The 26,521-nt window shown below is 65.6% G+C and carries 29 protein-coding genes; 13 read left to right on the top strand and 16 right to left on the bottom strand.

The features are described 5' to 3' along the window. Positions 1-80: 80 nt before the first annotated feature. Positions 81-1,358 carry a glycosyltransferase family 4 protein gene (locus tag C725_RS05345; RefSeq protein WP_008600714.1) on the bottom strand — a complete coding sequence of 426 codons (1,278 nt, stop codon included), beginning with the start codon at positions 1,356-1,358 and terminating at the stop codon, positions 81-83. 118 nt (positions 1,359-1,476) lie between these two features. Here C725_RS05345 and C725_RS05340 point away from each other — a divergent pair, with 118 nt between their 5' ends. Continuing rightward, positions 1,477-2,529, top strand: a complete 1,053-nt coding sequence (locus C725_RS05340) for a hypothetical protein (protein ID WP_008600712.1) — start codon at positions 1,477-1,479, stop codon at positions 2,527-2,529. Then, on the top strand, positions 2,529-3,851 hold the full coding sequence (locus C725_RS05335) for a glycoside hydrolase family 130 protein (protein ID WP_008600710.1): 1,323 nt from the start codon (positions 2,529-2,531) through the stop codon (positions 3,849-3,851). Before C725_RS05340 ends, C725_RS05335 begins: the two co-directional genes overlap by 1 nt. A gap of 6 nt (positions 3,852-3,857) precedes the next feature. Here C725_RS05335 and C725_RS05330 read toward each other — a convergent pair whose 3' ends face one another. Then, positions 3,858-5,654, bottom strand: a complete 1,797-nt coding sequence (locus tag C725_RS05330; RefSeq protein WP_038281867.1) for an ABCB family ABC transporter ATP-binding protein/permease — start codon at positions 5,652-5,654, stop codon at positions 3,858-3,860. Positions 5,655-5,770: 116 nt separating this feature from the next. On the opposite strand from C725_RS05330, the gene C725_RS05325 reads away from it, so the two are divergent. The 3 genes from C725_RS05325 to C725_RS05315 all read left to right on the top strand — a co-directional run bounded on the left by C725_RS05325 (position 5,771) and on the right by C725_RS05315 (position 7,891). Then, complete coding sequence (locus tag C725_RS05325; protein ID WP_008600705.1) at positions 5,771-6,586, top strand: universal stress protein; 816 nt, start codon at positions 5,771-5,773, stop codon at positions 6,584-6,586. Beyond that, the gene (locus C725_RS05320) at positions 6,586-7,590 is read left to right on the top strand and encodes a L,D-transpeptidase (protein WP_038281864.1); all 1,005 of its coding nucleotides are present in this window, start codon (positions 6,586-6,588) and stop codon (positions 7,588-7,590) included. The genes C725_RS05325 and C725_RS05320 overlap by 1 nt, the downstream gene beginning before the upstream one ends. 73 nt (positions 7,591-7,663) lie before the next feature. Continuing rightward, entirely contained in the window at positions 7,664-7,891 is a 228-nt protein-coding gene (locus C725_RS05315; RefSeq protein WP_008600701.1) for a hypothetical protein, read from the top strand. 16 nt (positions 7,892-7,907) lie between these two features. Here C725_RS05315 and C725_RS05310 read toward each other — a convergent pair whose 3' ends face one another. Then, a complete protein-coding gene (locus tag C725_RS05310; protein WP_008600699.1) occupies positions 7,908-8,834 on the bottom strand; it encodes a ribose-phosphate pyrophosphokinase in 927 nt (308 codons plus the stop codon). 148 nt (positions 8,835-8,982) lie between these two features. After that, positions 8,983-9,579, bottom strand: a complete 597-nt coding sequence (locus C725_RS05305) for a DUF4136 domain-containing protein (RefSeq protein ID WP_008600696.1) — start codon at positions 9,577-9,579, stop codon at positions 8,983-8,985. A 113-nt stretch (positions 9,580-9,692) separates the two neighbouring features. Here C725_RS05305 and galE point away from each other — a divergent pair, with 113 nt between their 5' ends. After that, positions 9,693-10,706: a UDP-glucose 4-epimerase GalE gene (gene galE, locus C725_RS05300; protein WP_008600694.1), complete on the top strand. Its 1,014-nt coding sequence runs from the start codon at positions 9,693-9,695 to the stop codon at positions 10,704-10,706. 18 nt (positions 10,707-10,724) lie between these two features. Here the strand turns inward: galE and C725_RS05295 are convergent, their stop codons facing one another. After that, positions 10,725-11,528 (bottom strand): metallophosphoesterase family protein, encoded by an 804-nt coding sequence (locus C725_RS05295; protein ID WP_008600692.1) that lies wholly within the window; start codon positions 11,526-11,528, stop codon positions 10,725-10,727. Positions 11,529-11,620: 92 nt separating this feature from the next. Here C725_RS05295 and ykgO point away from each other — a divergent pair, with 92 nt between their 5' ends. Both ykgO and C725_RS16635 read left to right on the top strand, forming a co-directional pair. Beyond that, complete coding sequence (gene ykgO, locus C725_RS15665) at positions 11,621-11,746, top strand: type B 50S ribosomal protein L36 (protein ID WP_008600689.1); 126 nt, start codon at positions 11,621-11,623, stop codon at positions 11,744-11,746. Positions 11,747-11,764: 18 nt separating this feature from the next. Continuing rightward, positions 11,765-12,436: an HAD-IA family hydrolase gene (locus tag C725_RS16635; protein ID WP_078056149.1), complete on the top strand. Its 672-nt coding sequence runs from the start codon at positions 11,765-11,767 to the stop codon at positions 12,434-12,436. On the opposite strand, the gene pyk is transcribed toward C725_RS16635, so the two are convergent. Continuing rightward, positions 12,416-13,867 carry a pyruvate kinase gene (pyk, locus tag C725_RS05285; protein WP_008600685.1) on the bottom strand — a complete coding sequence of 484 codons (1,452 nt, stop codon included), beginning with the start codon at positions 13,865-13,867 and terminating at the stop codon, positions 12,416-12,418. The genes C725_RS16635 and pyk overlap by 21 nt on opposite strands. A gap of 85 nt (positions 13,868-13,952) precedes the next feature. Here pyk and C725_RS05280 point away from each other — a divergent pair, with 85 nt between their 5' ends. Both C725_RS05280 and C725_RS05275 read left to right on the top strand, forming a co-directional pair. Further along, positions 13,953-14,264 carry a DUF1244 domain-containing protein gene (locus C725_RS05280; protein ID WP_008600682.1) on the top strand — a complete coding sequence of 104 codons (312 nt, stop codon included), beginning with the start codon at positions 13,953-13,955 and terminating at the stop codon, positions 14,262-14,264. A gap of 68 nt (positions 14,265-14,332) precedes the next feature. Then, positions 14,333-14,602, top strand: coding sequence for a DUF2312 domain-containing protein (locus C725_RS05275; protein WP_008600679.1), 270 nt, complete (start codon positions 14,333-14,335; stop codon positions 14,600-14,602). A gap of 38 nt (positions 14,603-14,640) precedes the next feature. Here C725_RS05275 and C725_RS05270 read toward each other — a convergent pair whose 3' ends face one another. Genes C725_RS05270 through C725_RS16355 form a run of 5 tightly spaced genes read right to left on the bottom strand, consistent with a single transcriptional unit; the run spans position 14,641 to position 19,233 of the window. After that, entirely contained in the window at positions 14,641-15,324 is a 684-nt protein-coding gene (locus C725_RS05270; RefSeq protein ID WP_008600676.1) for a prolyl hydroxylase family protein, read from the bottom strand. 42 nt (positions 15,325-15,366) lie between these two features. After that, positions 15,367-16,317, bottom strand: coding sequence for an acetyl-CoA carboxylase carboxyltransferase subunit alpha (locus C725_RS05265; protein ID WP_008600674.1), 951 nt, complete (start codon positions 16,315-16,317; stop codon positions 15,367-15,369). A 34-nt stretch (positions 16,318-16,351) separates the two neighbouring features. Beyond that, positions 16,352-17,281 carry a tyrosine recombinase gene (locus tag C725_RS05260; protein ID WP_008600671.1) on the bottom strand — a complete coding sequence of 310 codons (930 nt, stop codon included), beginning with the start codon at positions 17,279-17,281 and terminating at the stop codon, positions 16,352-16,354. Positions 17,282-17,297: 16 nt separating this feature from the next. Next, positions 17,298-19,112 (bottom strand): hypothetical protein, encoded by a 1,815-nt coding sequence (locus C725_RS05255; RefSeq protein WP_008600669.1) that lies wholly within the window; start codon positions 19,110-19,112, stop codon positions 17,298-17,300. Then, the gene (locus C725_RS16355) at positions 19,093-19,233 is read right to left on the bottom strand and encodes a hypothetical protein (RefSeq protein WP_008600667.1); all 141 of its coding nucleotides are present in this window, start codon (positions 19,231-19,233) and stop codon (positions 19,093-19,095) included. Before C725_RS16355 ends, C725_RS05255 begins: the two co-directional genes overlap by 20 nt. An 80-nt stretch (positions 19,234-19,313) precedes the next feature. Here C725_RS16355 and C725_RS05250 point away from each other — a divergent pair, with 80 nt between their 5' ends. The 3 genes from C725_RS05250 to pgeF are packed head-to-tail and all read left to right on the top strand — an operon-like array spanning position 19,314 to position 21,735. Continuing rightward, entirely contained in the window at positions 19,314-19,883 is a 570-nt protein-coding gene (locus C725_RS05250; protein WP_008600666.1) for a shikimate kinase, read from the top strand. Then, positions 19,880-20,971 (top strand): 3-dehydroquinate synthase, encoded by a 1,092-nt coding sequence (aroB, locus tag C725_RS05245; protein ID WP_038281855.1) that lies wholly within the window; start codon positions 19,880-19,882, stop codon positions 20,969-20,971. Before C725_RS05250 ends, aroB begins: the two co-directional genes overlap by 4 nt. Then, positions 20,968-21,735: a peptidoglycan editing factor PgeF gene (gene pgeF / locus C725_RS05240; RefSeq protein ID WP_008600664.1), complete on the top strand. Its 768-nt coding sequence runs from the start codon at positions 20,968-20,970 to the stop codon at positions 21,733-21,735. Before aroB ends, pgeF begins: the two co-directional genes overlap by 4 nt. On the opposite strand, the gene leuB is transcribed toward pgeF, so the two are convergent. From leuB to leuC, 5 genes are all read right to left on the bottom strand, one after another. Next, a complete protein-coding gene (gene leuB / locus C725_RS05235) occupies positions 21,732-22,787 on the bottom strand; it encodes a 3-isopropylmalate dehydrogenase (RefSeq protein ID WP_008600661.1) in 1,056 nt (351 codons plus the stop codon). The two genes, pgeF and leuB, sit on opposite strands and share 4 nt — an antisense overlap. Before the next feature lie 202 nt (positions 22,788-22,989). Continuing rightward, a complete protein-coding gene (locus C725_RS05230; protein WP_243442701.1) occupies positions 22,990-23,859 on the bottom strand; it encodes a metallophosphoesterase in 870 nt (289 codons plus the stop codon). Continuing rightward, on the bottom strand, positions 23,811-24,431 hold the full coding sequence (leuD, locus tag C725_RS05225; protein WP_008600658.1) for a 3-isopropylmalate dehydratase small subunit: 621 nt from the start codon (positions 24,429-24,431) through the stop codon (positions 23,811-23,813). Before leuD ends, C725_RS05230 begins: the two co-directional genes overlap by 49 nt. Then, positions 24,428-24,895: an endonuclease domain-containing protein gene (locus C725_RS15660; RefSeq protein WP_078056148.1), complete on the bottom strand. Its 468-nt coding sequence runs from the start codon at positions 24,893-24,895 to the stop codon at positions 24,428-24,430. The genes leuD and C725_RS15660 overlap by 4 nt, the downstream gene beginning before the upstream one ends. Before the next feature lie 179 nt (positions 24,896-25,074). Beyond that, the gene (gene leuC / locus C725_RS05215; protein ID WP_008600656.1) at positions 25,075-26,490 is read right to left on the bottom strand and encodes a 3-isopropylmalate dehydratase large subunit; all 1,416 of its coding nucleotides are present in this window, start codon (positions 26,488-26,490) and stop codon (positions 25,075-25,077) included. Positions 26,491-26,521: the final 31 nt, after the last annotated feature.

Genomic DNA, 26,521 nt, shown 5'->3' with positions numbered 1-26,521 from the left:
GCCGTCTCACTTATCGGGCCTAGCCCGTTTGGAAATTGGGACACACACCGCCCGCTGAGGGGAGGAGTCTGTCTTGTCAGCTAGAGCTTCGCGGCCTCGCCGCCCAGACGGTGGCGCAGGGCGCGAAAGGGGGCCAGCGCCGCATGAGAGCTACCGCCAGGTCGCATCGCCCCCGTTCGCGGCGGCAGCGCCTTTTCCGTAGGCTTGCTGCGAAGGGCGGCCCGAAATATCTCGTCATAGCGTCGCGCCGCTTCGGACCAAATGTGGCCGCGCCCCCGTGCATAGGCGCGGGCAGCAGCGCTGTTTCGTTTCTCCTTATCGGTCAGCAATTCGGCGATTGCCTCCGCCAATGCGTCGGCATCGCCGAAGGGCACGAGCTGCGCATGATTGTCCGCCAGCAATTCAGCAGCGTGCCAATACGGCGTGGACACAATGGGTTTGCCTAGCCCGTGCGCATAGGCGAGCGTTCCCGAAGTGATCTGGGCCTCGTCCCGGTACGGCGTCACGTAGACATCCGTCGCCTGCAGCCAGTCGCACAAGGCCTCCAGTTCCAGGAAGTCGTTGCGAAATTCGATATGCCGCGCAACGCCGCGCTGCTCCGCTCGCGCCATCAGGCCGGCGCGATAACGTTCTCCGCCCTCATGCCGCACGAGATGCGGGTGAGTCACGCCAAGCACCAGGTAGCGGACGTCGGGTACCTCGCGGATCAAGGCCGGCATGGCGTCGATCATCGTCTCGATGCCCTTGTTCGGTGACAGAAGACCAAAGGTCAGCAGCGTCGGCCGCTCCTCCCATCCGAGTTCCGCGCGCATCTCAAAAGGCTCGACATAGGGACGGTCCGGCACACCGTGGGGTACGATGGCAATCTTGTTGGGCGCGACGCCATAGATCGTTTCCAGCATGTCGCGCCCACGCTTCGACATGCTGACAAGCTGCGAGGACCGTTCGGAAAGTGCCTCCAGAACGCGGCGCTGCTCGACGTTGGGCGTTGCGAGAATGGTGTGAAGAACCGTAACCACCGGCAGGCCAGCCTCTTCGATCAGATCGAGGATGTAATCGCCAGCATCGCCGCCGAAAATTCCATATTCATGCTGCAGGAGGATCAGATCGGCCTGACTCCGCAGCCAGCGGCCCGTTTCCCGATAGGCGGAGCGATCATGTTGCGGCAGTACACGGCGTACGGGCTGTGAATAGTCCAGACCCGTTCCGTCCTCCATCGCCAGGACGAAGCTTTCGACATCCGGCAGATTTTCGAGGGCGGCCTGGGTATCCGCAGAAAATGTTGCGATGCCGCATTTGCGCGGCGGATAGTTTCCGATGACGGCAATTCTAAGCGGGGAACGAGAAACGACGTGCACCTTACCGAGCCCTTTCTGCATTCTGTATCGAAGATCCGCCTTGAAAAGCGGCACTTATCTGAACCCTCAATGTCCGCTCTTTGTTCCACTGCCAACCGCGAAAGCGCAGGATTTACATATGTTTATAGATAATCGGGAGGTGCCGTCCGCCGGCTTTTGCGAGCATCTGGAAGCGCTTAGCGACGACACGGGCCTCTTGCAGCATGCGCGGTTTCATTTGCCCAACCGCGATCATGGTTACTGCACGGATGACAATTCGCGCGCGGCAATCGTTTTGCTGCGTCTTTCGCACCTGCGAAAGCTGGCGCGGAGCGAGCGTGCGATGCTGCGCAACTGTCTGGCATTTCTGGATCATGCGCTGGAAGAGACGACCGGCCGGTTCCGAAATTTCATGGCCTATGATCGGGCGTGGTGCGACACCACCTGGTTCGCCGACCCGCACGGCCGGGCGGTCTGGGCTCTCGGCGAGACGATCGCCCATGCTTCCGGGGACGCGGAACGGTATTGGGCGCAAAACCTTCTTGAAAGGGTGGTGCAGGAACTCGCGAACGAAACGGCTCCGCGGTTATGGGCCTTCTCCCTGTTCGGGCTGGAGGCTGCCCTCGTCGTCCAGCCTGACTGGCAGGCCGGTCTTGCGGCGCGTCAGGCGCTGCAAATGCGGCTGCGCCAGCGATGGGCCGACGCGGCGACCAAGGAGTGGCCATGGTTCGAGGACACGCTGGCTTACGACAATGCGCGGCTTTGCGAAGCGGCGCTGCTCGCGGGCGGGGACTTGGCGGCGGCGGGCCTGACGGCGCTCGGCGCGCTGTGGGACTGGCAACAGGAGGACGGCGTTTTCATGCCGGTGGGTCATGACAGTTTCGGACGGGAGCGTAGTCTGCCGAAGCGTTGGGATCAGCAGCCATTGGAGGCGGCAGCGATGCTCGACGCCTGTATCCGTGCCCATTCCGTTACAGGCGACGACAAATGGGTGCACCGCGCGCGGGCGTCGCTTGATTGGTTTCACGGCACGAACGCCCTTGGGCTGCCGCTTGCCGATCCTGCGACCGGGCTTTGTCACGACGGCTTGCATCCGGACCGGGTGAACGCCAATGCCGGAGCGGAATCGACCGTTTCCTACATGTGGGCGCGGATATCGGCCGCATATTTCGCGAAAGGAATGGCCTTTTGATGGCAGATGCAGCTTCCCGGCATGAGCGCGACGTCGGCATGCCCGATTTCGTCAGGCGCCTCGATGTGTCGCTACGCCCGGATGCGGATATGGTGGTACTGCGCCCCTTCCGCCCGTCTGTGGAACCCGATGACAAAAATCCGCTCTCGCCGAACCGGATCGAGCGCATCGTCAGTCACGTACTCAGCCTGACCGATGCACAGCGCCGCCGCGTATGGGAGGGAGTGCTGCGCGGTTTCAGCGATCGCCATATCGATATCCAGAGCTTTTTCCTGCGCACGTTTCGCGAAATCGCAGAACCCTATGCAGACGAAGTGCTGCTGACGATCGAAGAGCAGTTGCTGATCGGCGCGTATTTCAGCCATGAATACAGCTTTCAGGCGGCGGCGCTGTTCAACCCCTCCCTTGTTCCCCATCCCGATCAAGCCCAGGCGGGCGAGGGGGAGCTTCGCGTCGTTCTGTCCCTGCGCTGCGTCGGAGAGGGGCATATCTCCTCAATCTGTTTCCGCACGGGAAAGGTCACCGCCGACGGCGACCTGATCCTTGAGGAGCCGCATCAACATTCCATGATCGCCGCCTCGCGCGCCTATGGCGAGGATGAGGATGTCCATATCCACTGCGAGAAGGATCGACCGCTCGACGCCGCGGTGCTGTTTCCGGTCACACCGGCGCAGTCGAACGGGCTTGAGGATCTGCGCCTCGTCCGGTTCGAAGGCAGGGACGGTACGCAGCGTTATTATGGCACATATACCGCTTACTCCGGCCACGCGATCCGATCCGAAATGCTGGAAACGACAGATTTCCGGTCCTTCCGCATGGCGCCGCTCGCCGGCGATGCGGCCCGCAACAAGGGCATGGCGCTGTTCCCGCGCCGTGTGAACGACCGCTATGCGATGATCGGACGGCAGGATAACGAGAATCTTTGGCTGCTGCGGTCGAACGACATGTGGACCTGGAGCGGCGGCGAAATTCTGCTGAAGCCGCGCTTTCCCTGGGAATTCGTGCAGATCGGCAATTGCGGCTCTCCGATAGAGCTGGACGAGGGATGGCTCATCCTCACGCATGGAGTGGGGCCCGTTCGAAACTATTCCATCGGCGCGTTCCTGGTCGACAAGGCCGACCCGTCAAAGGTGCTCGCGCGCATGAAAGAGCCGTTGCTGCGTCCCGTCGGGGAGGAGCGGGAGGGTTATGTTCCGAACGTCGTCTATACTTGCGGCGGCCTTGTCCATGCCGGGCGCCTCATCCTTCCATACGCCATCGCGGACAGCGTCACCACGGCAGTATCGATGAAGGTCGACGACTTGCTGGGCGCCATGGAGTAGGCCGTATCACTGGGCGGCTTCGGTTCGCTCTTCCCCGTCGCCGGCCGCTTGCTGGCGCGCCCACATTTCTGCGTAGAGGCCGCGTTTCGCCAGCAGGGCGGCATGTGTGCCGCGTTCGGCGATCCGCCCGCCGGCCATGACGATGATTTCGCTGGCGTCCGTGATCGTCGATAGCCTGTGCGCAATGACGAGGCTCGTGCGGCCCCTTTCGACTTCGCGCAGGGAGGACTGGATCGCCTGCTCCGTGCGGCTGTCGAGCGCGCTCGTCGCTTCGTCGAGGATCAGGATGGGGGGATCCTTCAATATGGTTCGCGCGATCGCCACGCGCTGCTTCTCGCCGCCGGACAGTTTCAGGCCGCGCTCCCCCACAACGGTGTCGTACCCGTCGGGGAGCGACATGATAAAATCATGGATTTGCGCGGCCCTTGCCGCCGTCTCGATCTCGGCGCGGGTGGAGCCGGCCCGGCCGTAGCCGATATTGTAGCCGACCGTGTCGTTGAAGAGGACGGTGTCCTGCGGCACGATGCCGATGGCCGCACGCAGGCTGGACTGCGTCACGGACGAAATATCCTGACCGTCTATGCTGACGCACCCGCTTTCCAGATCGTAGAAGCGGAACAGGATGCGGCTGAGCGTCGATTTCCCCGCACCCGATTCCCCCACGATGGCGACCGTTTTTCCTGCCGGAATGGTGAAGTCGATGCCGTGCAGGATCGTCCGCTCGGGGTCGTAGTGGAAGCGGACATTCTCGAAACGGATTTCGCCGCCCTTCACCCTGAGAGGTGCGGCCCCCGGTGCATCCTCAACCTCTGCCGGCGTGTCGATCAGGCCGAACATCTCCTCAATGTCGATCAGGCCTTGCTTGATGGAGCGGTATACCCAGCCGAGCGCGTCGAGGGGCCGGAAAAGCTGCATCAGCAGCGTGTTGATCAGCACGAGATCGCCGACCGTGTAGCGTCCGGCGGCCCAGCCCCAAACCGTCAGCGCCATGGCGCCGGCCATGGTCACGTTGGTGATCAGCGCCTGTCCCACGTTCAGCATGGCAAGCGAGGTTTCGGTCTTCACCGCGCTTTCCCGATAGCGCGCCATTGCCGCATTGTAGTTGTGCGCCTCGACGGCCTCCGCGCTGAAATATTTGACCGTTTCGTAATTCAGCAGGCTGTCGACGGCCCGCTGGGCGGCGCGGTTGTCGTCCTCAACCATTTGCCGGCGCAGCTTCTGCCGCCACTCCGTCACCTTTTGCGTGAATAGGATGTAGGCAGCGACCGCCGCCAGCATGCCGCCGACGGCGGCGGGGCCGAGCTTGACCCAGAAGATGCCGCACACCACGGCCAGCTCCAAAAAGGTCGGCGCGATGTTGAAGAGCAGGAAGTAGAGCATCTGGTCGATGGACTTGGTGCCGCGTTCGATGATGCGTGTCAGCGCCCCCGTCCGGCGCTCCAGATGGAAGCGCAGGCTGAGCCGGTGCATATGGCGGAAGACGTCGTCCGCAAGCTGCGCCGCCGCGCCCTGACCGACCCGCTCAAACACCGCGTTGCGCAGATTGTCGAACAGCGTGCCGCCGAACCGCGCACCGACATAGGCGATGACCATGCCGATCGCGACGAGCGCGGCGTCGGACAGATCCTGTTCCGCGCCCATGGCATCGACGGCGGCCTTGTACGCGAAGGGCATCAGAAGGACCGCGCCCTTCGACAGAAGGACGAGAACGAGCGCCACGCCGATCCGGCGCTTCAGGTCGGGGCGGCCGGTGGGCCACAGATAGGGAAGGAAACGCAGCAACAGCTGCCGTTCGGAAGGCATACCCAACAGATAGGATCGGCTTCCCCGGCTCGCCAATTTTGACGGGACGCAAAGTCGCCGCGCTTCTGATCTATAAGGTTAAGCGCGACTCAAGGGAGATGAGAAAGGACCGCCCCATGCACCGCATCATCCTGCACGCCAATCGCGACGACGGCTTCGACGTTCGTGTCGAGGCTGCCATGGCCATCGCCCGCGTCTTCAATGCCCACATCACCTGCCTTCATTCCCGTCAGAACATGACCGTCACGGGCGACGTCTATGCCGCGGGCATGTTCACCGCGGTGCTGCCGCCGAGCATTGAGGAAGACATTCGGAAGGAGGAGCAGGCGTTCCGCGATCATTGCAGCCGCATGATCGAAAGCGAGGATGTGTCCTGGGACTGGAAGGTGAGGCTGGGCCTGCCGGAGCGTGCATTCGCGCGCGAGTCCGTTCTCGGCGATCTCGTCATACTCAGTCCTGCGGGCGAGGATATCGGCGACCAGTCGGGCGAAACCTTCCTGGGTCGCACGCTGGTGGCGGCCGGGTGCCCCGTGCTCGTCGCGCCTCGCGCCGAGGTGCGCTTTGCCACGGAGGGGCGTGTCCTGCTCCTGTGGAACGGCTCGCCCGAGGCCGGCCGGGCGCTGAAGGGTGCGATGCCATTCCTGAGGCGCGCGGCAGCGGTTCGGATTCTCGGCATAGGCGAAGCACGTAGCGACCGTCCCGGTCCGGAGGACGCCGCCCGCTACCTGTCGCGCGCGGATATACGTGCCGAGACGCGGGAAGTCGCGAATGGCGATGCCGAGGACATCGTGCAGGACGAGGCGGCGGCTTTCGAGGCCGACCTGATCGCCATGGGCGCCTATGGTCGGTCGCGGTTCAGCGAACTGATCCTGGGCGGCGTGACCCAGTCCATGATCTCACAGACCCGCCACGCAATTCTGTTCGCTCACTGATGCGCGGTTCTCGTCTTATCGCGGCCTCGCTCGCTCTCATGCTGATGACGGCGGAGGCAGCGGCCAGGGAGCTGCCGCTGCCGAGCGGGCCGGTCGCGCCCGCGGCGCAGGCGCTTCAGTCAGGGGACTTCCTGTGGGCGGACGAGGTGTCGCCGCAAGGGCCCGTGACGATCATCGTCAGCCTGGCGGTGCAGCGCGCCTATGTCTATCGCAACGGCGTCCTGATCGGCATCTCCACGGTCTCGACGGGAAAGGCGGGTCATGAAACGCCGACTGGTGTCTTCACGATTCTGCAAAAGGAGAAGGAGCACTATTCCAACCTCTACAATTCGGCGCCCATGCCGTACATGCAGCGCCTGACCTGGGATGGCATCGCGCTTCATGCCGGGACACTGCCCGGCCATCCCGCATCGCACGGTTGCATTCGTCTGCCCGATGCGTTCGCGGAAAAGCTGTTCGGCGTAACCAGCCTGGGCATTACCGTCATCGTGACGGACAGTGCCGACGTTCCGCGTCTCGCGCTCGAGGGGCAGGAGGCACCTTCGATCTCAGCCTCCGGTGCCGTGACGGCGGGCACCGCGTCTGCTATCGATTCCGCGACGGTATGGCGACCCTGGCTGCAGCGACAGGGTCCGATCTCCCTGATCCTCAGCGCCGCCGACCGGCAGATGCGGGTGGTGCGCAACGGCGTCGAAATCGGACGGGCGCCGGTTCGGCTGGGCCGCGACGTTACGCAAACGGAGGTTTATCAACTCGTGGCGGCGGACGTGGCGGCGGACAAATTCACCTGGATGGACGTGCCCCTACACGGCACGGAGGGCGGCGCAGTTGTGAGCGCAGAGGAGCGGAATCAACTGGTCCTGCCTCCGGAATTTCGCCGTGATCTGGCGGGCATTCTCGTCCCAGGAACGACGCTCGTGATGACGCCGGATTCTTTGCAGGCCGGCGCCTTCGACCGGACGATCCAGATCGTCGCGCCCATGTCCGGCGAGGGAAGTCAATAGGGCGCCGCAACGAGCCGCCGGAACCTCGGTCTCGTTCTATCGTTTTAGGAGAGGACGAAATGAGGACGACACCGTGCAGGAAATCTTTGTGGCAATGGCGATCATGGGGTGCGGCGATGCCGGCGCAGCCTGCGAGACGCTGAAGATCATGGAGCCTGATTTCGAAACGGTCGCGGAGTGCAATGCCGCGGCGCCGGGTATTCTCATGCGGCTCACCGACCTCGACTATCCGGAAATTCACGTCGACTGCGATGCCAGGCCAAAGCTTGCCGCCCGCATGAAGTTGGATTCGCTCGGCTAGGGCTTGATCGCGCCGCCTAGTCGAACAGGCTGGAAACCGAACTTTCGTCCGCAATACGCCTGATGGCTTCGCCAAGAAGCGGGCCGATCGTTAGCTTGCGGATTTTCGCCGCGTCCTCAGGGACCGGGATCGAATCCGTGATGACCAGCTCCTCGAGAACGGAATTGTCGACCCGCGCGACCGCTCCCCCCGAAAGGACGCCGTGCGTACAATATGCGGTCACCTTTTCGGCGCCGGCCTCCAGCAGGGCGGCGGCCGCATTGCAGAGGGTTCCCGCCGAATCGACGATATCGTCGATAAGGATGCAGTAGCGTCCCGCGACATTGCCGATGATGTTCATTACTTCCGATTCGCCGGCGCGCTCGCGCCGCTTGTCGACGATGGCGAGGGGCGCGTTGTCCAGGCGTTTCGCCAGCGCCCGAGCGCGTACCACGCCGCCCACGTCGGGCGAGACGATCATCAGATTGTCCAGGCTGAAACGCGCCTTGATATCCTCCGCCATGACCGGCGCGGCGTACAGATTGTCGGTGGGGATGTCGAAGAAGCCCTGAATCTGACCAGCATGCAGATCGACGGAAAGGACACGATTGGCCCCGGCAGTGGTGATCAGGTCCGCCACCAGCTTTGCCGAAATAGGGGTTCGCGGACCGGGTTTCCGATCCTGACGCGCATAGCCGTAATAGGGAACGACGGCTGTGATGCGGCTCGCGCTCGCACGCTTCAGCGCGTCGATCATGATCAGCAGTTCCATTAGATTGTCATTCGCCGGCGCGGCCGTCGACTGAATGACGAAAACATCCTCGCCGCGGACATTCTCCTGAATTTCGACAAAGATCTCCTCGTCGGCGAATCGCCTGACGCTGGCCTTGGTCAGGGGGATTTCCAGATAATCCGAAATATCCTGGGCAAGCGGCACGTTGCTATTGCCGGTGATGATCTTCACGGGGCAGCGTCTCCTGAACATGGGGGCGGCGTCACGAACGAGCGCTCGCCCTAGACGCCCGAACGCGCGCCCGCAACGCCCTCCATGACGAATCCGTGTCAGGTTGCGGTCGAGGAGCCGGCGGACAGCCGCCCCGGAATTCTGCTATTCAGTCCTCGTAAGTGACGGTTTCGCCGCTTTGGCCGGGATAGTCGCGCAGCAGCCGGTCCGCGAGAACGGGAATGTCCGCCGAAAGGCTGGCCTGCGCATCGCCTTCGCGCGCTTCGCTGGTGGCCCGGCCCTCCCAGATCGTCGTCTCGTCGCTTTCCCGTTTCAGACGCAATTCCAGCATATTGGTGACGATGTCGCCGCTCTTGCCGCCGCCCAGGCCGAACATGGTGCCGAGACCGACGCCTAGGCCGCTGCCGAACGTGCCCCCGCCGATGCCGACAGAGACCGGGGAGCGTTCAGCGATCGCCTGGCGCGTCGCCTGCATATAATCCATGGTCCCGATCAGTTCGGCCGCATCGCGTGTGGAGGCGACTGTGAAGCCGATGTCGCGCAGTTCCGCTGCAACGGCGTCGGCATAGGTGCGAAACTCGAGCGAGCCTGCGCGGTCAGGGTTGGCCGGCTCCAGGAAAACGCTGCCGCGCGCGACGGGCTGCTCCAGGTGAAAGCGGGTCACGTCCACACCGCTGTTCGTGGTGCTGCAGGCAGCAAGGGCGGATAGCGCGGCGAGCGGCAGCAGGACGGATTTCATGGTCATCGTTCAAAACATCCCCTTCGATGTGCCGTTTCGCTTGAGCGCGGAGCGGCGCTTCGCCTAAGTCGGCGACAAATCCCTATTCTTCGTAACCCGCAAATCAGGAAGGCCGTTCCATGAGCGAAAACCAGGATACGCTGCCCCGCGTACTCGTCACCGGCGGCGCCGGGTATATCGGCAGCCATGCCGTCCTCGCCCTGCTGGACGCAGGCTATCCTGTCTCCGTGGCCGACAATCTGATCACGGGCTTCCGCTGGGCCGTGCCGGACGCCGCCCGATTTCACGAGGTGGATGTCGCCGATCAGGAGCGGATGACCCAAATTCTGAAGGATGACCGCATCGGCGCGATCATGCATTTTGCGGGATCCGTGGTGGTGCCGGAATCCGTGGCGGACCCGCTGAAATACTACCGCAACAACACGGCTGCATCGCGCAATCTGATCGAAGCGGCGGTCGATGCCGTGGTCCCGCACTTCATCTTCTCCTCCACTGCGGCGACCTATGGCACGCCGGACGAGGTCCCGGTGCGGGAGGATGCGCGCAAGCAGCCCATCAATCCCTACGGCACCTCCAAGCTGATGACGGAGATGATGCTGACCGACACGGCGGCGGCGCACGATCTGAATTTCTGCGCGCTGCGCTATTTCAACGTCGCAGGTGCCGACCCGCAAGGCCGCACCGGGCAATCCACGAAGGGGGCAACGCACCTGATCAAGGTGGCCAGCGAGGCGGCGATGGGAAAGCGCAGCCATGTGGATGTGTTCGGCACGGATTACGACACGCCCGACGGAACGGGCGTGCGCGACTATATCCATGTCAGCGATCTGGCGGAGGCGCACGTGCTGGCGCTGGGCTGGCTGCGGGATAATCCCGAATCCTCCCTGTTCATGAACGCCGGTTACAAGCGCGGATTTTCCGTGCTGGAAGTTCTGGATGCCGTCGAGCGGGTTTCCGGCAAATCCATAGACCGGCGGATGGAGCCGCGCCGTCCGGGGGACCCGGCGGCGCTCGTCAGTGACAATGGGCGCATCATCGACACGCTTGGCTGGACGCCGCGTCACGCCGATCTCGACACGATCGTTCAGCATGCCCTGTCGTGGGAAGCATCGCTGAAGGATCGTCAGAACTAGCGCAGCCGGGGCCGCGTTTCAGGTGCTGAGAACGCGGCGCTCCGCCCCTTCGAGGACCAGCGCGGTCAGGCGTTCGCTCGCATAGGCCCCGGTATCGATGCCGGTGCGGTTCGGGCGAGCATCCACGGTGCGCGTGATCGTATGGCCGTGCACGACATGGGCACCGAAATCGTGGCGATGATTGAGGAAATCGCTGCGAATCCAGAGAAGATCGCGTTCGTCCTGCTGTTCCAGCGGGATGCCTGGCCGTATGCCGGCATGCACGAACATATAGTCCCCGGCCCGGTAGGACAGCCTCAGCCGCGCAAGAAACTCACCGTGCTCCGCGGGTACACACTCCTTAAGGGCCGCAACCGCCGCATCCGGATCGCTGCGCACGATGCGGCTAGGAATGCCCCAGCTTCTCATCGCTTCATCACCCCCATTGGCGAGCCAGGTGTCGAGGTGATGCTGCTGCCAGTTTTCAGTCGTCAGCATGTAGTGTGCGAAATGATCGTGATTGCCCTTCAGGCAAATCCACGCGTCCGCCGGACCCGGTCCCTCGACGAGCCTGTCCAGCACGGCCGCGCTGTCTGGTCCTCGGTCGATATAATCGCCTAGAAAGACGATGCGGCTCTTGCCCTTCCAGGCGTTGAGGTCCTTGTCGATCCGCTTCAGCAACTTGTCGAGGAGATCGCGGCGGCCGTGAATGTCACCGACCGCGTAGATGCGTTCGCCGGCTGGCAGGGCGGGCCGCTGGAGGGTCTTGTGCGAGGCAAATCGCATGTCAGGCAGATATGCCCGCGCGGCCATCAGGGGAAGGGGCACGGCGCGCGAAGACATTGCCAGCGACCCGCACCGGCTTGACAGGATGACGGAACCTCCCTACCTACGCGCCTCGATTTTCCGAACATTTTCGAAATTTAGGCCGCGCCATGAAAGTCCGTAACTCCATAAAGTCGCTGAAGAACCGTCACCGGGACTGCCGGGTGATCCGGCGCCGCGGCCGCGTGTACGTCATCAACAAGACGAATCGTCGTTTCAAGGCGCGCCAGGGTTAAGCTGCGGGCGGCTGCGTTATCCGCGCCGCCTCCGATCTTTGTCCTGCGTACGTCGATGCCGTCATTTTCGATGTCGGCCACGTCCTGTACGATTGGGACATCCGCTATCTCTATCAGAAGCTGATCTCGGACAGGCATCGGCTGGACTGGTTTCTGGATAGCGTCGTCACGCGTGAGTGGCATTACCAGCACGACGCGGGCCGCCCCTTCGAGGAAACGAGCGCGGAGCTCATCCGGCGTTTTCCCGAGGAGCGCGAGCTTATCGCAGCCTATGGCCCCCGCTGGCTTGAAACCATAGGCGAGCCGATCCCTGGCATGATCGAGCTGGTTGGCGAAATCGCCGCCGCTGGCATTCCTCTCTACGGCATAACCAACTTTTCCGGGGAGTTCTGGCGGCTGTTCCGCCCGACGGCTCCCGTCTTCGACCTCTTCGAGGATATCGTCGTTTCCGGCGTCGAGAAGCTGACAAAACCGGACGCGGCGATTTACGTGCTCGCTCAGCAGCGCTTCGGTGTCGATCCAGGCCGCACCCTGTTCATCGACGATCAGCCGCGCAATGTCGTGGCAGCCGAAGCGGCCGGCTTTCTCGCACATCGCTTCGACGGCCGGGCGGGGGTCGAGGCGCGGCTGATCGAACTTGGTCTTTTTTCCGAAGCGGCTGAAGCCGCTTCAGGACGTGTGACGCTCTAGCTCGTCGCCGCGAATGCGGGTGATGTGAAGAACATTGGTGCTGCCCGGCGTACCGAACGGAACGCCGGCCATGACGACCATGCGGTCACCGCTTGCCGCCAGCTGCGTGCGAAGCGCCATGCGCCGGGCCTTGCCGACCATTTCCTCGAAATCGGAAACATCGCGCGTGTGAACGGCGTGGACTCCCCACAGAATGCCGATACGGCGGGCTGTCTCGCGTGAGGGGGTGAGGACCAGGAGCGGCACAGGCAGTCGTTCCCGGCTGGCGCGCCGCGCCGTGGAGCCTGAACTTGTGAAGCAGGCGGCGAGCGCACAACTGACCGTCCTCAGAACGGAACCGGTCGCCGAGGAAATGGCATCGGCCGTCGTCGGCTGCGGGGCGGTCTCCGTGAAATGAATATGCCGCGCATATTGCGGATCGGCCTCCGCCTCCAGCGCGATGGCGTTCATCATTCGCACGGCCTCGACCGGATAGTCACCGGCTGCGGTTTCGGCCGACAGCATGATCGTGTCGACGCCCTCGTAGATCGTGTTTGCGACGTCGCTGACCTCCGCCCGGGTGGGCGCCGGATTCGCGACCATGGAATCGAGCATCTGCGTGGCGACCACCACCGGCTTACCAGCTTCGCGCGCCAGCTCGACGATCTCCTTCTGCACGCGGGGCACCTTTTGCGGCGGCAGTTCGACACCAAGGTCGCCGCGCGCGACCATCAGGGCGTCGGACAGTTCGAGAATCTCGCCCAGCGTGTCGAGCGCGCGCGGCTTCTCGATCTTCGCCATCAGCGCAGCCCGGCCGGCGATCAGCTTCTTCGCCTCGGCCACGTCGTCCGGACGCTGGACGAAACTGAGCGCGATCCAGTCGACATTCTGGTCGAGCGCGAAGTCGAGGTCGCGCCGATCCTTTTCCGTCAGCGCCGGCAGCGGAATGACGGCATCGGGCACGTTCACGCCCTTGCGGTCGTTCAGCTCGCCATCGTTCAGGACTGTCGTGCCGATCCGCGTCTCGGTGACGGAGTCCACACGAAGCGACAGCTTGCCGTCGTTCAGAAGCAGGCGCTGCCCGGGCTCGACGGCGGCGAAGACCTCCGGATGCGGCAGGTTGACCCGTTCGCCGTCTCCCGGTGTCTCGTCGCGATCAAGCGTGAAATGGTCGCCCTCCTTCAGGCGGATCGGGCCGGAGGCAAAGGTGCCGATGCGAATCTTCGGACCCTGCAGATCCGCGAGGATCGTCATCGGCCGGCCGAGCTTCTGCTCGAGCGCGCGGATATGGCCGATGACCGCGCGGTGCAGATCGTGCTCCCCATGGCTCATGTTGACGCGAAAGGCATCGGCGCCGGCGCGGTACAGCGCCTCGATGGCCTCCGGTCCGTTCGACGCCGGACCGAGGGTTGCCAAAATCCTGACCTTGCGCCTGCGCGGTTCAATCCTCAACTTCGCTGCTCCGCCGTTTGATACCCGTGATTGCGAGCCCCTCGCTTGGGCATGGGTTTAGCAAAGTGCAAGTGAAGGATTTCCTATGGCCGCCGATCTCGACGACAAAGCCCGGACTGAACTGGAAGCCGCGGCGTTCCGCCGACTGGTCTCGCATCTGCGGCACCGCACCGACGTTCAGAACATCGATCTGATGGGATATGGCGGCTTTTGCCGTAACTGCCTCGGCGACTGGTATCGGGAAGCGGCAGAGGCCCGCAATATCGAGATGACGAAGGACGAGGCGCGAGAGGCGGTCTACGGCATGCCGCAGGCCGAATGGAAAGAGCGGTATCAAGCCTCCGCCAGCGACGAACAGGTCCAGCGCATGAACGAGAGCGTTGCGAAAAACGCCTGAGCGGTCTACCTGCGCCAGCATCGCCGGAGCCTTCGCTTCCGCTACCCGAATCCCCCTGAGGAGAACCCATGGCCGACGCCACCCATTCGTCCGAGCAACTGCGTCTGTTCATCGAGCGTATCGAGCGCCTGGAAGAGGAAAAAAAGGCGATCGCCGACGATATCAAGCTGGTCTATGGCGAGGCGAAGTCAGAAGGGTTCGATGTGAAGACCATGCGCACAGTCGTGCGGCTGCGGGCGATGGACCGAAACGACCGGCAGGAGCAGGAGGCGCTTCTCGACACCTATATGGCCGCGCTCGGCATGATTGCGACGCCGGACGAGGAGGAGCGTTCCTAATCGAAACCGCCCGCGCGAACAGGCTGGATCGTCTGCAACTAGATCCAGTCGTTTTCGCGAAACCATTTGGTGATGATGTGCTTGCGGCCCATCACCACGTCGCTGCCCTCGTGAAAGGTGTTCGGGTTCGGCGCCCCATCCGGCGCCATGTTGTTCCAGACGAGAAGACGGCCCGGTTTGGGGCGAATCTCCATGCCCAGCTCGACGAAGCGCGTTGCGCCGCCTGACAGGGGCGCATCGAGAAAGACCATGGCTGTCCAGGTTCGTTGACCGCCCGACGCCAGAACGCCGTCCCAGTGCGGTTCGTCGATCAGGAAGAAATCCGGGTGCGGGCGGAAGAACTGCCCGGGCTCGTAGCGCTGGCCCTGCATCGTCTCCCCCTGTTCGTGGCGCAGCCCCAAAAGATCGGCGATGCCGCTGTCGATCCGCTCCACGAACGGCTCCCAGCGGTCGAAATTGCAGCTGTAGCTCGTCCGGCGCTCATCGATGCCGCCCTCGGTATAGGCCTCGGACCGCTGATTCTCGGCGTCGATGCGCCAGCAGAGCTCCTGACAGGTCAGGTCGTCTAGATAATTGTCGACAAGGGCGATCCGGGCGCGCTCTTCCTCCACGATCTTCAGGCCGGGCACGGATTTCAGCCGGTCCCAAACCTGCTCACCGATTCTGGCGCGCGCCGTCGATCGCTGTTTCGAGAACGGGGTTTTCGGCTGATAGACAGTCATGATTCGCTCCGCATCCTGTCCGGGTTTGGGCGCGGCGGGCGATCAGGCCGGGCGTTCCATGGCAAGATATTTCTCCCGCCGCTGCCGCTTCAGCGCATCCGGCTCCATCGTGGAAAGCTGCTTCAGCTCTTTCTCGATGGCACGGCCGGTCGCCTCGATGGCGGCCTTCGGATCGCGATGCGCGCCGCCAAGAGGTTCCGGCACGATTTTATCGATCAGGCCGAGCCGCTTCAGGTCCTGCGCGCTTATTCGCATGGCCTGCGCGGCATCGGGCGCGTTCTCGCCAGAACGCCACAGGATAGAGGCGCAGCCCTCCGGCGAGATGACGGCGTAGAAACTATGTTCCAGCATCAGCACGCGGTTCGCGGCAGCCAGCGCAAGCGCCCCACCCGATCCGCCCTCGCCGGTAATGGTGGCAATCATGGGGACGCGCAGTTTCAGGCAGGCGGCCGTGCCACGCGCCAGAGCCTCGGCCGCGCCGCGCTCCTCCGCCTCGATGCCCGGAAACGCGCCGGCCGTATCGACGAAGGTGAGGACGGGAAGGCCGAAGCGGTCGGCCATTTCCATCAGCCTTACCGCCTTGCGATACCCCTCCGGCTTGCCCATGCCGAAATTGTGCTTCAGGCGGCTTGCCGTGTCGCGGCCCTTTTCGTGACCGATGATCATGACCGGCCGCCCGTCGAAGCGGGCCATGCCGCCGATGATCGCTGCGTCTTCCGCAAAATAGCGATCCCCGGCCAGCGGCTCGAAATCCGTGAACAGCTGCGCGGCGATGTCGCTGAAATGCGGGCGTTCCGGGTGACGGGCGACCTGCGCCTTCTGCCAGGGCGTCAGGTTGGCGTAGATGCTGCGCAGCTGCGCCTCGACCTTTTCGCGCAGTTTGCGCGATTCCTGTCCGATATCGACGGGACCGCCCTTTGCCCCTTCGTCGAGCCGATCGATCTGCTCCTGCAGCGCGGCGATGGGTTTTTCAAATTCGAGAAAGCTTACCATGGGAATGGGGCGCTAAAGTGCTGCTGCGTTCTGGTCAATCGGCGCCCGCAGTTCGGCGGCCACGTCCCAGCGGATGCCGTTCGTTCACCAGCGTTACCAGCGCGGCCGTATCGACGTGCGTATAGATTTGCGTGGTCGAGATGTCGGCGTGGCCCAGCATGGCCTGCAGCGCGCGCAGATCGGCCCCACCGGCCAGCAGGTGGGTGGCAAAGGCATGACGCAGCACATGCGGACTGACCCGCACGGGATCGATCCCCGCCTCCGCTGCGAGTGCTTTCACAATCTGGAACAGACGGACGCGTGTCAAATGCGAACGGCCCGAGGGGAAAAGGTACGGAGACTCCGCTGAAGAGGCCGCCGTCCAGGCAAGCGCAGCCTCGGAAGCGCGGCTGCCGATGGGAACCAGCCGCTCCTTGCCTCCCTTTCCCTTCAGAACGGCGAAGGGCTTGTCGGCGCCGATGGCGCTGCGGGGCAGGGACACGAGTTCGCTCGCTCGCAGTCCGGAGCCGTAAAGCAGTTCGATGAGGGCGCGATCTCTCAGCGCGCCGCGCCGTCCAGCCGCCATCCGCGCTTCCACTGTTTCCAGGAGCGCTTCCACCTCGGCAGGGGCCAAGAGCTTCGGCAGTGGACGACCGCGCGCCGGCGATCTGATCTGGGATGCGGGATTGTCGCTGCGCACGCCGTCGGCTTGCAGGAAGGTGAAGAAGCGGCGGACGGCGGACAATTTGCGGGACAGGCTGGAGGGGCGAATATCCGCCCATTGGCGTGGCAGCGCCTCCAGGTCCGCTTCACTTGCATGGGAGAGCGTGCCGCCAAGGGCCGCGCTCGCCTGCTCCAGATCGCGGCGATAGGCGGCGATGGTGTTCGCCGCTGCCCCGCGCTCCGCCTGCATCATGTCGAGGAACAGGCCGATGGTCTCGGCATCGCTGCGATCCGCCGTCGTTGGAGACCTGTCGCCGGTCATGGAGGGGATGGCGCCGTCAGCCAGTCCGCGTGAACGCCTCGACCGCCAGCAGGCGGGCCTCGACGCCCAGACCGGCCCCGTCGAACGCGGACAGGATGGGCGCGATGTCGTGCGGTCTGACCTTGTCCCAGGGTGCTTGCAGACCCAGAGCGGCCAGAACCGCCACCTCTCCCTTGCGGCCCCGCTGCCCGGCAAGGGCGAGCGCGCGGGTGTGCACGTCGCTGCGGCGGCCCACCGGGAAATCCTCGAAGAAGCTGTCCCACTGGTTGCCGCCGATGCGGCCGAGACCCGCCAGTCCGCCGATCAGCCAGCTCATGCGACCAGCAGCGGCCGATTCGCTCGTATCCGCGGCCATGATCTTGTAGGCCGCGCGGGCCAGGCCGGGGGAGAGCGGGACATTCCCGGTCTGGTCGGCCAGGACCAGCATCGGCCAGGCGCGCATCCGGACGTCCTCGCTGGCGTTTACCAGCACGGGCCACCACGACAGCGCGGCGCGCGTGCGGCCGGCCGCCAGCATCGCCTCGATCAGCATGGGCGCGGATTCCGCCAGATCCGCGCTCGGTTCGAGCGTGGCGGCGGCCGGCGCGACAAGGAGAAGCGCAGCATAACGCTCGCCGGCGTTGTCGCCCTCCTCGACCAGATCCTCGATGGCGCTCAATCGCTCCTGCGGCGTGCGTCCGGCATAGGCAGCGCGAAGCCGAACGGCATCCTGCGGCACCTCGTCCGCGCCGGCCCGATCCGCCCGCAAGCTGGCGAGGGCCCCCAGTTCGCGCGCGGACACGATTCCCGTCGCGGCGGCGATCTTCGCGGAGGCTGCACGCTGCTCGAGCGGCGCATCGCCGGCCCGAAAGGCCCAGCCGTGCACGGCCGGAGAGGCGGCGTCCCACAGATCCTCCGGGATCTCGACGCCGCCAGCGGTCGCCATGCCGAACGAATAGGCATTCAGCCGCTCGGTCTGGTCCCAATCGACATTTGCGGCTCGATCGGCGCCGCCGGCAAGTCCGGTCAGACGCTCCGCAAGCAACAGATCGAGCGCGGACACCGCGTCCTCGCGCCGCAGCCGGTTGAACAGCGTCACGGCGGTTTCGTCATCGCCGTCGAGGCCTGCGCAGATCGCAACGGCGAGGCGCCAGAAATTGTCGTTCGAAATGGCCCGCGCCGTCGGCGCCAGCGGGCAGAGTGCCGGAATGTCCGCCGCGGCGAGGTGCGCCTGGCTGGCGACGGCGTAGAGCCGCGGCGTGTAACCGTCGAGCGGCAGTCCCTGCAGCAGCAGCTTCGCGCCGTCCGCCTCTCCCATGCGGGTCAGCATCAGGACACGCGCTGCGACCCAATCGGCCGGACGAATGTTCGGCGGCGTGGGTGCACGCGAGAGAAGCGCGCGGCGGAGGACGATATGGGCCCAGCGCGATGCCAGCGGCGTGTCGATCCTGTTCATCCATGCCGCGAACATCGCTCCGTTCGATCCGGCGAACACGCGGCTGCCATAGCCGCCACGCGCCGGTGTCAGCGGACCGGTCAGACGAAAGTCCGCATAGGTGCGCTCGCTGGCCAGCGGATCGTCCCGCTCAGCGGCAGGAGAAGGCTGCGCCGGCTCGGCTTCCTCCTCGCCGGTCTCGTCAGCGTCTTCCTGGCGCTCCGGCTCGTCGGTGTCATCCGTCGCTTCGCCGGGATCGTTCGGAATGGCTGGCTGCACCTCACGCGGCGGCGCCGGCTCACTGGGGCCGAAAATGTCGGGCAGCAGACTTTCCGGCGCATCCTGCGTCAGCGCGGCCGAAGCCAGCAGACAGGAACCGCCGAGAAGAAGAGCGGCCTTAAATACCGAGCGTTTCACGGTCCACCGGCTGTTCGACGACAGTTTGCTGCAGCGGCGGCGTATTGAAGCCGAAGTAGATGCCGCCCACGACCACGGCGAGCAGCAGGATGATGATCAGCCATTTCAGAATTCGGCCCAACGGCATTTCCCTCAAACACGAACAGAGCGGGCGCCGCGCCACCTGCGAGGTCGCCCCTGATAGAGCGGGCGTGTATAGCCATGCCGGCCATGGCAACGAAACCGAAAATTCCGAAACCCCCCGCGCCGCCGCGAAATGCCCCGATCATGCTTGTCGGCCTGATGGGTGCCGGCAAGTCCACCATCGGCCGGCGTCTGGCGCGTCGTCTGTCGCTGCCGTTCGTCGATGCTGACGAGGAGATCGAGGCGGCGGCGGGCTTGTCCGTCTCGGAAATCTTCGCCCGTTTCGGAGAGGCGCATTTCAGAGACGGCGAGCGGCGCGTCATTGCGCGCCTGATGGAGGGGCGGCGGCAGGTCATCGCCACCGGCGGGGGCGCCTTCGTCGACGATGAGACACGCGCGGCCATGCTGGCGAGCGGCATCACCATCTGGGTGGACGCGGATATCGAAGTTCTGATCGAGCGGGTGTCGCGCCGCGACACGCGCCCGCTCCTTGCGGGGCAGGACCGGGGCGCGGTGATGCGCGCGCTCGCAAAGGCGCGCGCACCGCGCTACGCTGAGGCTCATTTCCACGTGATGAGTTCGCCGGCGCCGCCGCAGGAGGCGGTCGAGGCGATCATCGCAGAGCTGACGAACGCGGACCTTTTGTGAAGACCATCCAAGTGGCCCTGGGGGCGGGCAGTTACGATATCCATGTCGAAGCGGGGCTTCTGGACCGGGCTGGCGAGCATGTGCCGGCCCCCGCCGGCGACCGGCCCACGGTCATCGTCACTGACGAGATCGTCGCGCCGCTGCATCTGGAGCGGCTGCTGAACGGCCTTGGCGGGCCGGCCGAGACCATCGTGCTGCCGGCGGGGGAGCGAACGAAGAGCTGGTCGCAGCTGGAGCGCCTGACGGAGCGCCTCCTCGAACTCGGCGTCGAGCGGGGCGACCATATCCTTGCGCTGGGCGGCGGCGTCATCGGCGACCTGACGGGCTTTGCGGCGAGCATCCTGCGGCGGGGCTGCCGGTTCGTGCAGGTGCCGACGACGCTGCTGGCGCAGGTCGACAGTTCGGTCGGCGGCAAGACCGCCATCAACAGCGCCGCCGGCAAGAATCTGGTCGGCGCCTTCCACCAGCCGAGCGCCGTTCTCATTGACCCGGCCGTGCTGGCGACGCTGCCCGACCGGGAACTGCGCGCCGGCTATGCCGAGGTGGTGAAATACGGCCTGCTCGGCGACGCGGATTTCTACGCCTGGTGCGAGGCGAATGCTGCCGCGGTGCTGGCCGGCGACGATGCCGCGCAGGCCCATGCCATCGCCGTATCCTGCCGCGCCAAGGCCGCCGTTGTCGCGGCCGACGAAAGGGAAACGAAGGGGCGGCGCGCGCTCCTGAACCTCGGCCACACATTCGGCCACGCGCTGGAGGCGGAACTGGGCTTTTCGGGTCGCCTGCTGCACGGAGAGGCGGTGGCCGCCGGCATGGCGCTCGCCGCGCGCTACTCGGCGCGCTTGGGCCTGATGGCGCCGGGCGAGGCGACGCGCATTTCGGAGCATGTGCGGGCGGCGGGACTCCCGTCGACGATTCCGGACGGCGCGCGCTCGCCGCAGCGGCTGGTGCAGCACATGCGGCAGGACAAGAAGGCGGCGGCGGGACGCGTGCCGCTGATCCTGATGCGCAGAATCGGCGAGGCGTTCGTCTATCCGGAGGCGGACATGGAAGATGTCGAACGCTTCCTGACCGAGGAGTGCGCGGCATGAGCGTGCCCAGCCGGACATCGGACCTGCTTGCCGTTCCGCACGGTTTTTTCGGGCGGGAAGGGGGCGTTTCCACGGGCGCCATGGCCAGCCTGCAATGCGGGTTCGGAGCGGACGACGACCTGACGTCCATCCGTGAAAACCGCCGGATCGTGGCGGACAGCCTGATCGCGGGGGCGGGCCTCGCCTCCGTACGGCAGGTGCACGGCACGGCGGTGGTGCGCGCCAGCGGAGAGCCGGCGGAGGACGAGCGGCCGGAGGCGGATGCCATCGTGTCGAGCGAGCCGGGCCTCCTCATCGGGATCCTGACCGCCGACTGCGCGCCGGTGCTGCTGTGCGATGCGAAGGCGGGCGTCGTCGGCGCGGCGCATGCGGGGTGGAAGGGCGCGCTCGGCGGCGTCTGCGAGGCGGTCATCGCCGGCATGGAGCGAATCGGCGCCCGGCGAGAGGACATTGCGGCGGCCGTCGGTCCGTGCATCGCCAGAGCGAGCTATGAAGTGGACGAGGGCTTTCGCCGCCGTTTCCTGAATGCCGACGATGAGAATGAGCGGTTCTTCGCGGACGGACGGGCCGGCCATGCGCAGTTCGATCTGGAGGGCTTCGTCGCCTCCCGCCTTGCAGCGGCGGGCGCGGGGCGCGTCGACCTGATGGGAGAGGACACCTATGCGCAGCCGCAGCGTTATTATTCCTACCGCCGCGCGACCCATCGCGGCGAGCCCTCCTATGGCCGGCAGATTTCGGTGATCGGGTTGCTGCCCGCGCGTTAAAGCGCGGCGGCGATCGCCTGCCCCATCTCGGCGGTGGAGGCGCCGCCGCCGATGTCGCGGGTGCGGGTGCCGCCCTCGATCGCGGTTTCGACGGCCCGCTCGATCCGTTCTGCCGTGCGCTCCTCGCCGAAGCTGTGGCGCACCGCCATGGCGAGGCTGAGGATGGCGGCGGAGGGGTTGGCGAGGCCCTGGCCGGCAATGTCGGGCGCGGAGCCGTGGATCGGCTCGTAGAGGCCCGGGCGCCCAGCCTCCCCCAGCGCGGCCGAGGGCAGCAGGCCGAGCGAGCCGGTCAGCATCGCCGCCTCGTCGGAGAGCATGTCGCCGAAGAGATTGTCGGTGAGGATGGTGTCGAACTGCTTCGGCTGCCTGACGAGCTGCATGGCGCAATTGTCGGCCAGCATGTGCGTCAGCTCGATTTCGGGATAATCCTCGTCGCGCAGGCGCTGCACCTCCTCCCGCCACAAAAGGCCCGCCTCCATCACGTTCGATTTCTCGACCGAGCAGACGCGGCCCGTGCGCCCCTTGGCAAGCTCGAAGGCGGTGCGGGCCACGCGCCGGATCTGGCCGGTGGTGTAATGATGGGAATTGAGGCCGCGCCTCTCCCCATTCGCCAGCATCTCTATGCCGCGCGGCTTGCCGAAATAGACGCCGCCGACGAGTTCGCGGACGAACATGATGTCGAGCCCCTCAACGAGTTCGCGTTTCAGGCTGGAGGCGTCCGCCAGCGCCGCGAAACAGCGCGCGGGCCGCAGATTGGCGTAGACGTTCATCGCCTCCCGCAGGCGAAGGAGGCCTGCCTCCGGCCGGGTATCGAAGGACTGGCCGGCCCATTTCGGCCCGCCGACCGCGCCCATCAGCACCGCGTCGGCGGCAAGCGCGAGGGCCACCGTCTCGTCCGTCACGGGCACGCCGTCCGCGTCGATGGCCGCGCCGCCGAAGCGCGCCTCCTGCAATGTCACATCGAGGCCGAGGGCGTCGACGATGCGGCGCACCTCCGCCGTCACTTCGGAGCCTATGCCGTCACCGGGGAGTAGGAGGAGAGTTTTCGTCATGAACGCTGTTTCCGCTGTTTGCCGGCCGGAAGTTGACAGGTGTCCGGATCGGCGAAGTTGACAGTTTGGACACTCGCCGCGCGTGCGCGTGCGAGGGAAGGGCTGAAATTTCGGTGCATCCGCATGGCGTGCGGTGTGGAGGACCTGAACGCAATCACGCCGCCGACCATGCGGGCCGCAATCCTATTTTGGAAGGGGTGCGTCATTCCGGTTTCGGGGTCAGCGTCACGAGCCACATGTCGGGAACGGCGCCCAGACGCAGCGGCGCCATGCTGGTGCCGAGCCCCGCGCCGATGAAGATGTCGCGGCCGTTTTCCTTCAAATGCCCACAATCGTAGCGGTCGCCATAATTGGATTCGTAGGAGAGGGCGCCGATGAGGGGGAACACCACCTGCCCGCAATGCGTGTGACCGGCGGCGACGATCTGCGCTCGGGGCGGCAGGCGGGGGATGAGGTCGGGACCATGGGTCAGGACGATCACCTCGTCCGTTTCCGGAATGCCGGCAAAGGCGGCGGTCCAGTCGTCATGGTGGCTGTAGCGGTCGTCGACGCCGACAATCCAAAGGCCGCCGCGCCGCACATGGCCGTTCCGCAGCCATGTGATGCCTGCGCGCGCGAACGCCGGCGCGAAGGGCGCGATGCCGACGCCGTGATCATTGTTGCCCGGCACGGCGATGACGCCCAGCGGGGCGCGGAGGGCGCCGAGCGGCGCGACGGCCTGGGCGGCGGTATAATGCTGCTCCGACCGCGCCTCCTCCGACATATAGTCGCCGGCGAGGAGGATGAGGTCGGGTTCGAGCGCGTTCATCTGTTGGACGATGCCGGCCAGGCGGGAGGGCGGCATGTCGGGCTCGTCGACATGAAAATCGCTGGCGATGAGCACGCGCACAGGCGCCGATCCGGGCGGCAGGAACGGCACGCTCGCCTCTCGCACCACCGGATCGCGCCGGGCGACCGAGCTCATATAGCCAAGGAGTGCCGCGGCCACTGCCAGAAGCGCCGCGACGACGATGAGTGCGCGTTTCAGCGGGCGCGCTCCGTATCGGTGCGGCCCGCTGCACCGCCGAGCCACGGGAAGCTGTCCGCGATCCGCCCCTCATACCGGTCGATGGCGGGCGTCAGCGCCTCCGTCAGGCCGATTTCGTCCAGGCCGTTCAGCAGGCAGTGCTTGCGGAAGGGGTCGATGTCGAAGGCGAAGCGGTCCTGAAACGGCGTCGTCACCACCTGATTTTCAAGGTCGATGGTGATGTCGTCCGTTTCCGCCACCGCCATCAGACGGTCGACCTGCTCCTGCGGCAGTTCCACCAGCAACATGCCGTTCTTGAAGGAGTTGCCGGCGAAGATGTCCGCGAAACTGGGCGCGATCACGGCGCGAAAACCCATGTCGGTCAGAGCCCAGGGCGCGTGCTCGCGGCTCGACCCGCAGCCGAAATTGTCGCCCGCGATCAGGATCGGCGCGCCGGCGTAGCGGGGCCGGTCGAAGATGTTGTCCGGGTCCGCCGACCGGATGGAATCGAACGCGCCCCGGCCGAGGCCGGTGCGCGTCACCGCCTTCAGATATTTGGCCGGGATGATGATGTCGGTGTCGACATTTTCGAGGCCGAAGGGGACGGCGGTGCCGGTGAGGGTGTCGAAGGGGGTCATGGGTGGGGTCGCTTTGGGGCTTTTGGGGCGGTTTCGGTGGGGGCGGTTGCGTGACCCTCCCCTAGCCCCTCCCTTCCAGGGAGGGGAACGTGCTGTTCTTCTCCCCTCTCTGGAAGGGAGGGGTTGGGGGAGGGTTTTGCAGCCTGCGCTATCTCGTGCAGGACCCAATCCAGCGCTTCGAGCACGTCGGCGTTCGTGAAGCGGATGACGCGGTAGCCCTTCGCGGCGAGAAACGCGGTGCGGCGTTCATCGTAATCCTGCCGGAATGCGTGGCTGTCGCCGTCGATCTCGACGATCAGGCGGGCGGCGCGGCAGGCGAAGTCGGCGATGTAGGGTTCGAAGATCGCCTGTTTGGTAAATTTGAGGCCGGCGAGCTGGCCGGCGCGGAGCGCGGACCAGAGACGCGTTTCGGCGGGGGTGAGCTGCGCGCGGTTTTTCGCGGGCGCGGGTGAGGGTTTCGGGATTGAAGCGGCGGGTTTTTCTGGTGGGGTGGTTTTCGGTGGTCGTCGCGGGTCGACCCTCCCCTAGCCCCTCCCTTCCAGGGAGGGGAACGCGCTGGTCTTCTCCCCTCCCTGGAAGGGAGGGGTCGGGGAGGGTCCTCCAGCCTCCGAGGCGCGGGAGGGTTTTTCCGGCCTCTCCATCTTCACCCCATCAACTCGCGCACATCCGTGATGCGGCCGGTGATGGCGGCGGCGGCGGCCATGGCGGGGCTCATCAGGTGGGTGCGGGCGCCGGGGCCCTGTCGGCCGACGAAGTTGCGGTTGGAGGTGGAGGCGCAGCGTTCGCCGGACGGGATCTTGTCGGGATTCATGGCGAGGCAGGCGGAGCAGCCGGGATCGCGCCAGTCGAAGCCCGCCTCCCGGAAGATGCGGTCGAGACCCTCTGCCTCCGCCTCCGCCTTCACGCGGCCGGATCCGGGGACGATCATGACGTGCTTCACGCCGTCCGCGCGGCGGCGACCCTTGGCGACGGCGGCGGCGGCGCGCAGATCCTCTATGCGGGCATTGGTGCAGGAACCGATGAAGACATGCTCTATGGGAATGTCCGAGAGCGCCGTGCCGGGCGAGAGGCCCATATAGGCCAGCGACTTTTCCGCGGCGGCGCGTTTGCCGGCATCGGCGAAGCTGCCGGGCGCGGGCACACTGCTGGTGATGGGGAGCACATCTTCCGGGCTGGTGCCCCAGCTCACCTGCGGCGCGATGGCGGCGGCGTCGAGGCGCACCTCCCGGTCGAAGGCGGCGCCCTCGTCGGTCGGCAGGGTGCGCCACCAGGCGAGCGCGGCGTCCCAGTCCGTGCCGGCCGGCGCGCGGTCGCGGCCCTTCACATAGGCGAAGGTGGTGTCGTCCGGCGCTACGAGGCCGGCGCGGGCGCCGCCCTCGATCGCCATGTTGCAGAGGGTCATGCGCCCCTCCATCGACAGGGCGCGGATCGCCTCTCCGCGATATTCGATGACATGGCCCGTGCCGCCGCCGGCGCCGGTATGGCCGATGATGGCGAGCGTCACGTCCTTTGCCGAGACGCCGAAGCCCAGCGTGCCGTCCACGGTGACGGCCATGGTCTTCGCCTGTTTCAGGAGCAGCGTCTGCGTCGCCAGCACATGCTCCACCTCCGACGTGCCGATGCCGAAGGCGAGCGCGCCGAACGCGCCGTGCGTGGCGGTGTGGCTGTCGCCGCAGACGATGGTCGTGCCGGGCAGGGTGAAGCCCTGTTCCGGGCCGATGATGTGGACGATGCCCTGATCGCGGCTGGTCATCGCGATGTGCTCGACACCGAATTCGGCGCAGTTCCGCTCAAGGAGGGCGACCTGCTGCGCGGAGGCGGGGTCGGCGATGGGCCGTTCGCGCCCCTCCGTCGGCACATTGTGATCGGGCACGGCAAGGGTGAGGTCGGGGCGGCGCACGGGGCGGCCGGCGAGGCGAAGGCCTTCGAACGCCTGCGGGCTCGTCACCTCGTGCACCAGATGGCGGTCGATATAGATGAGGCTGGTGCCGTCATCCCGCCGTTCGACGGTGTGGGCGTCCCAGATTTTCTCGTAAAGCGTGCGCGGTTTCGTGGCCATGGGGCGGGGATTTGGCGCGGCCCGGGCGGCG

It is taken from the genome of Pacificimonas flava, assembly GCF_000342165.1.
GTDB classification, from domain to species: Bacteria; Pseudomonadota; Alphaproteobacteria; order Sphingomonadales; family Sphingomonadaceae; genus Pacificimonas; species Pacificimonas flava.
This window is presented reverse-complemented; position numbering and strand designations above follow the sequence as displayed.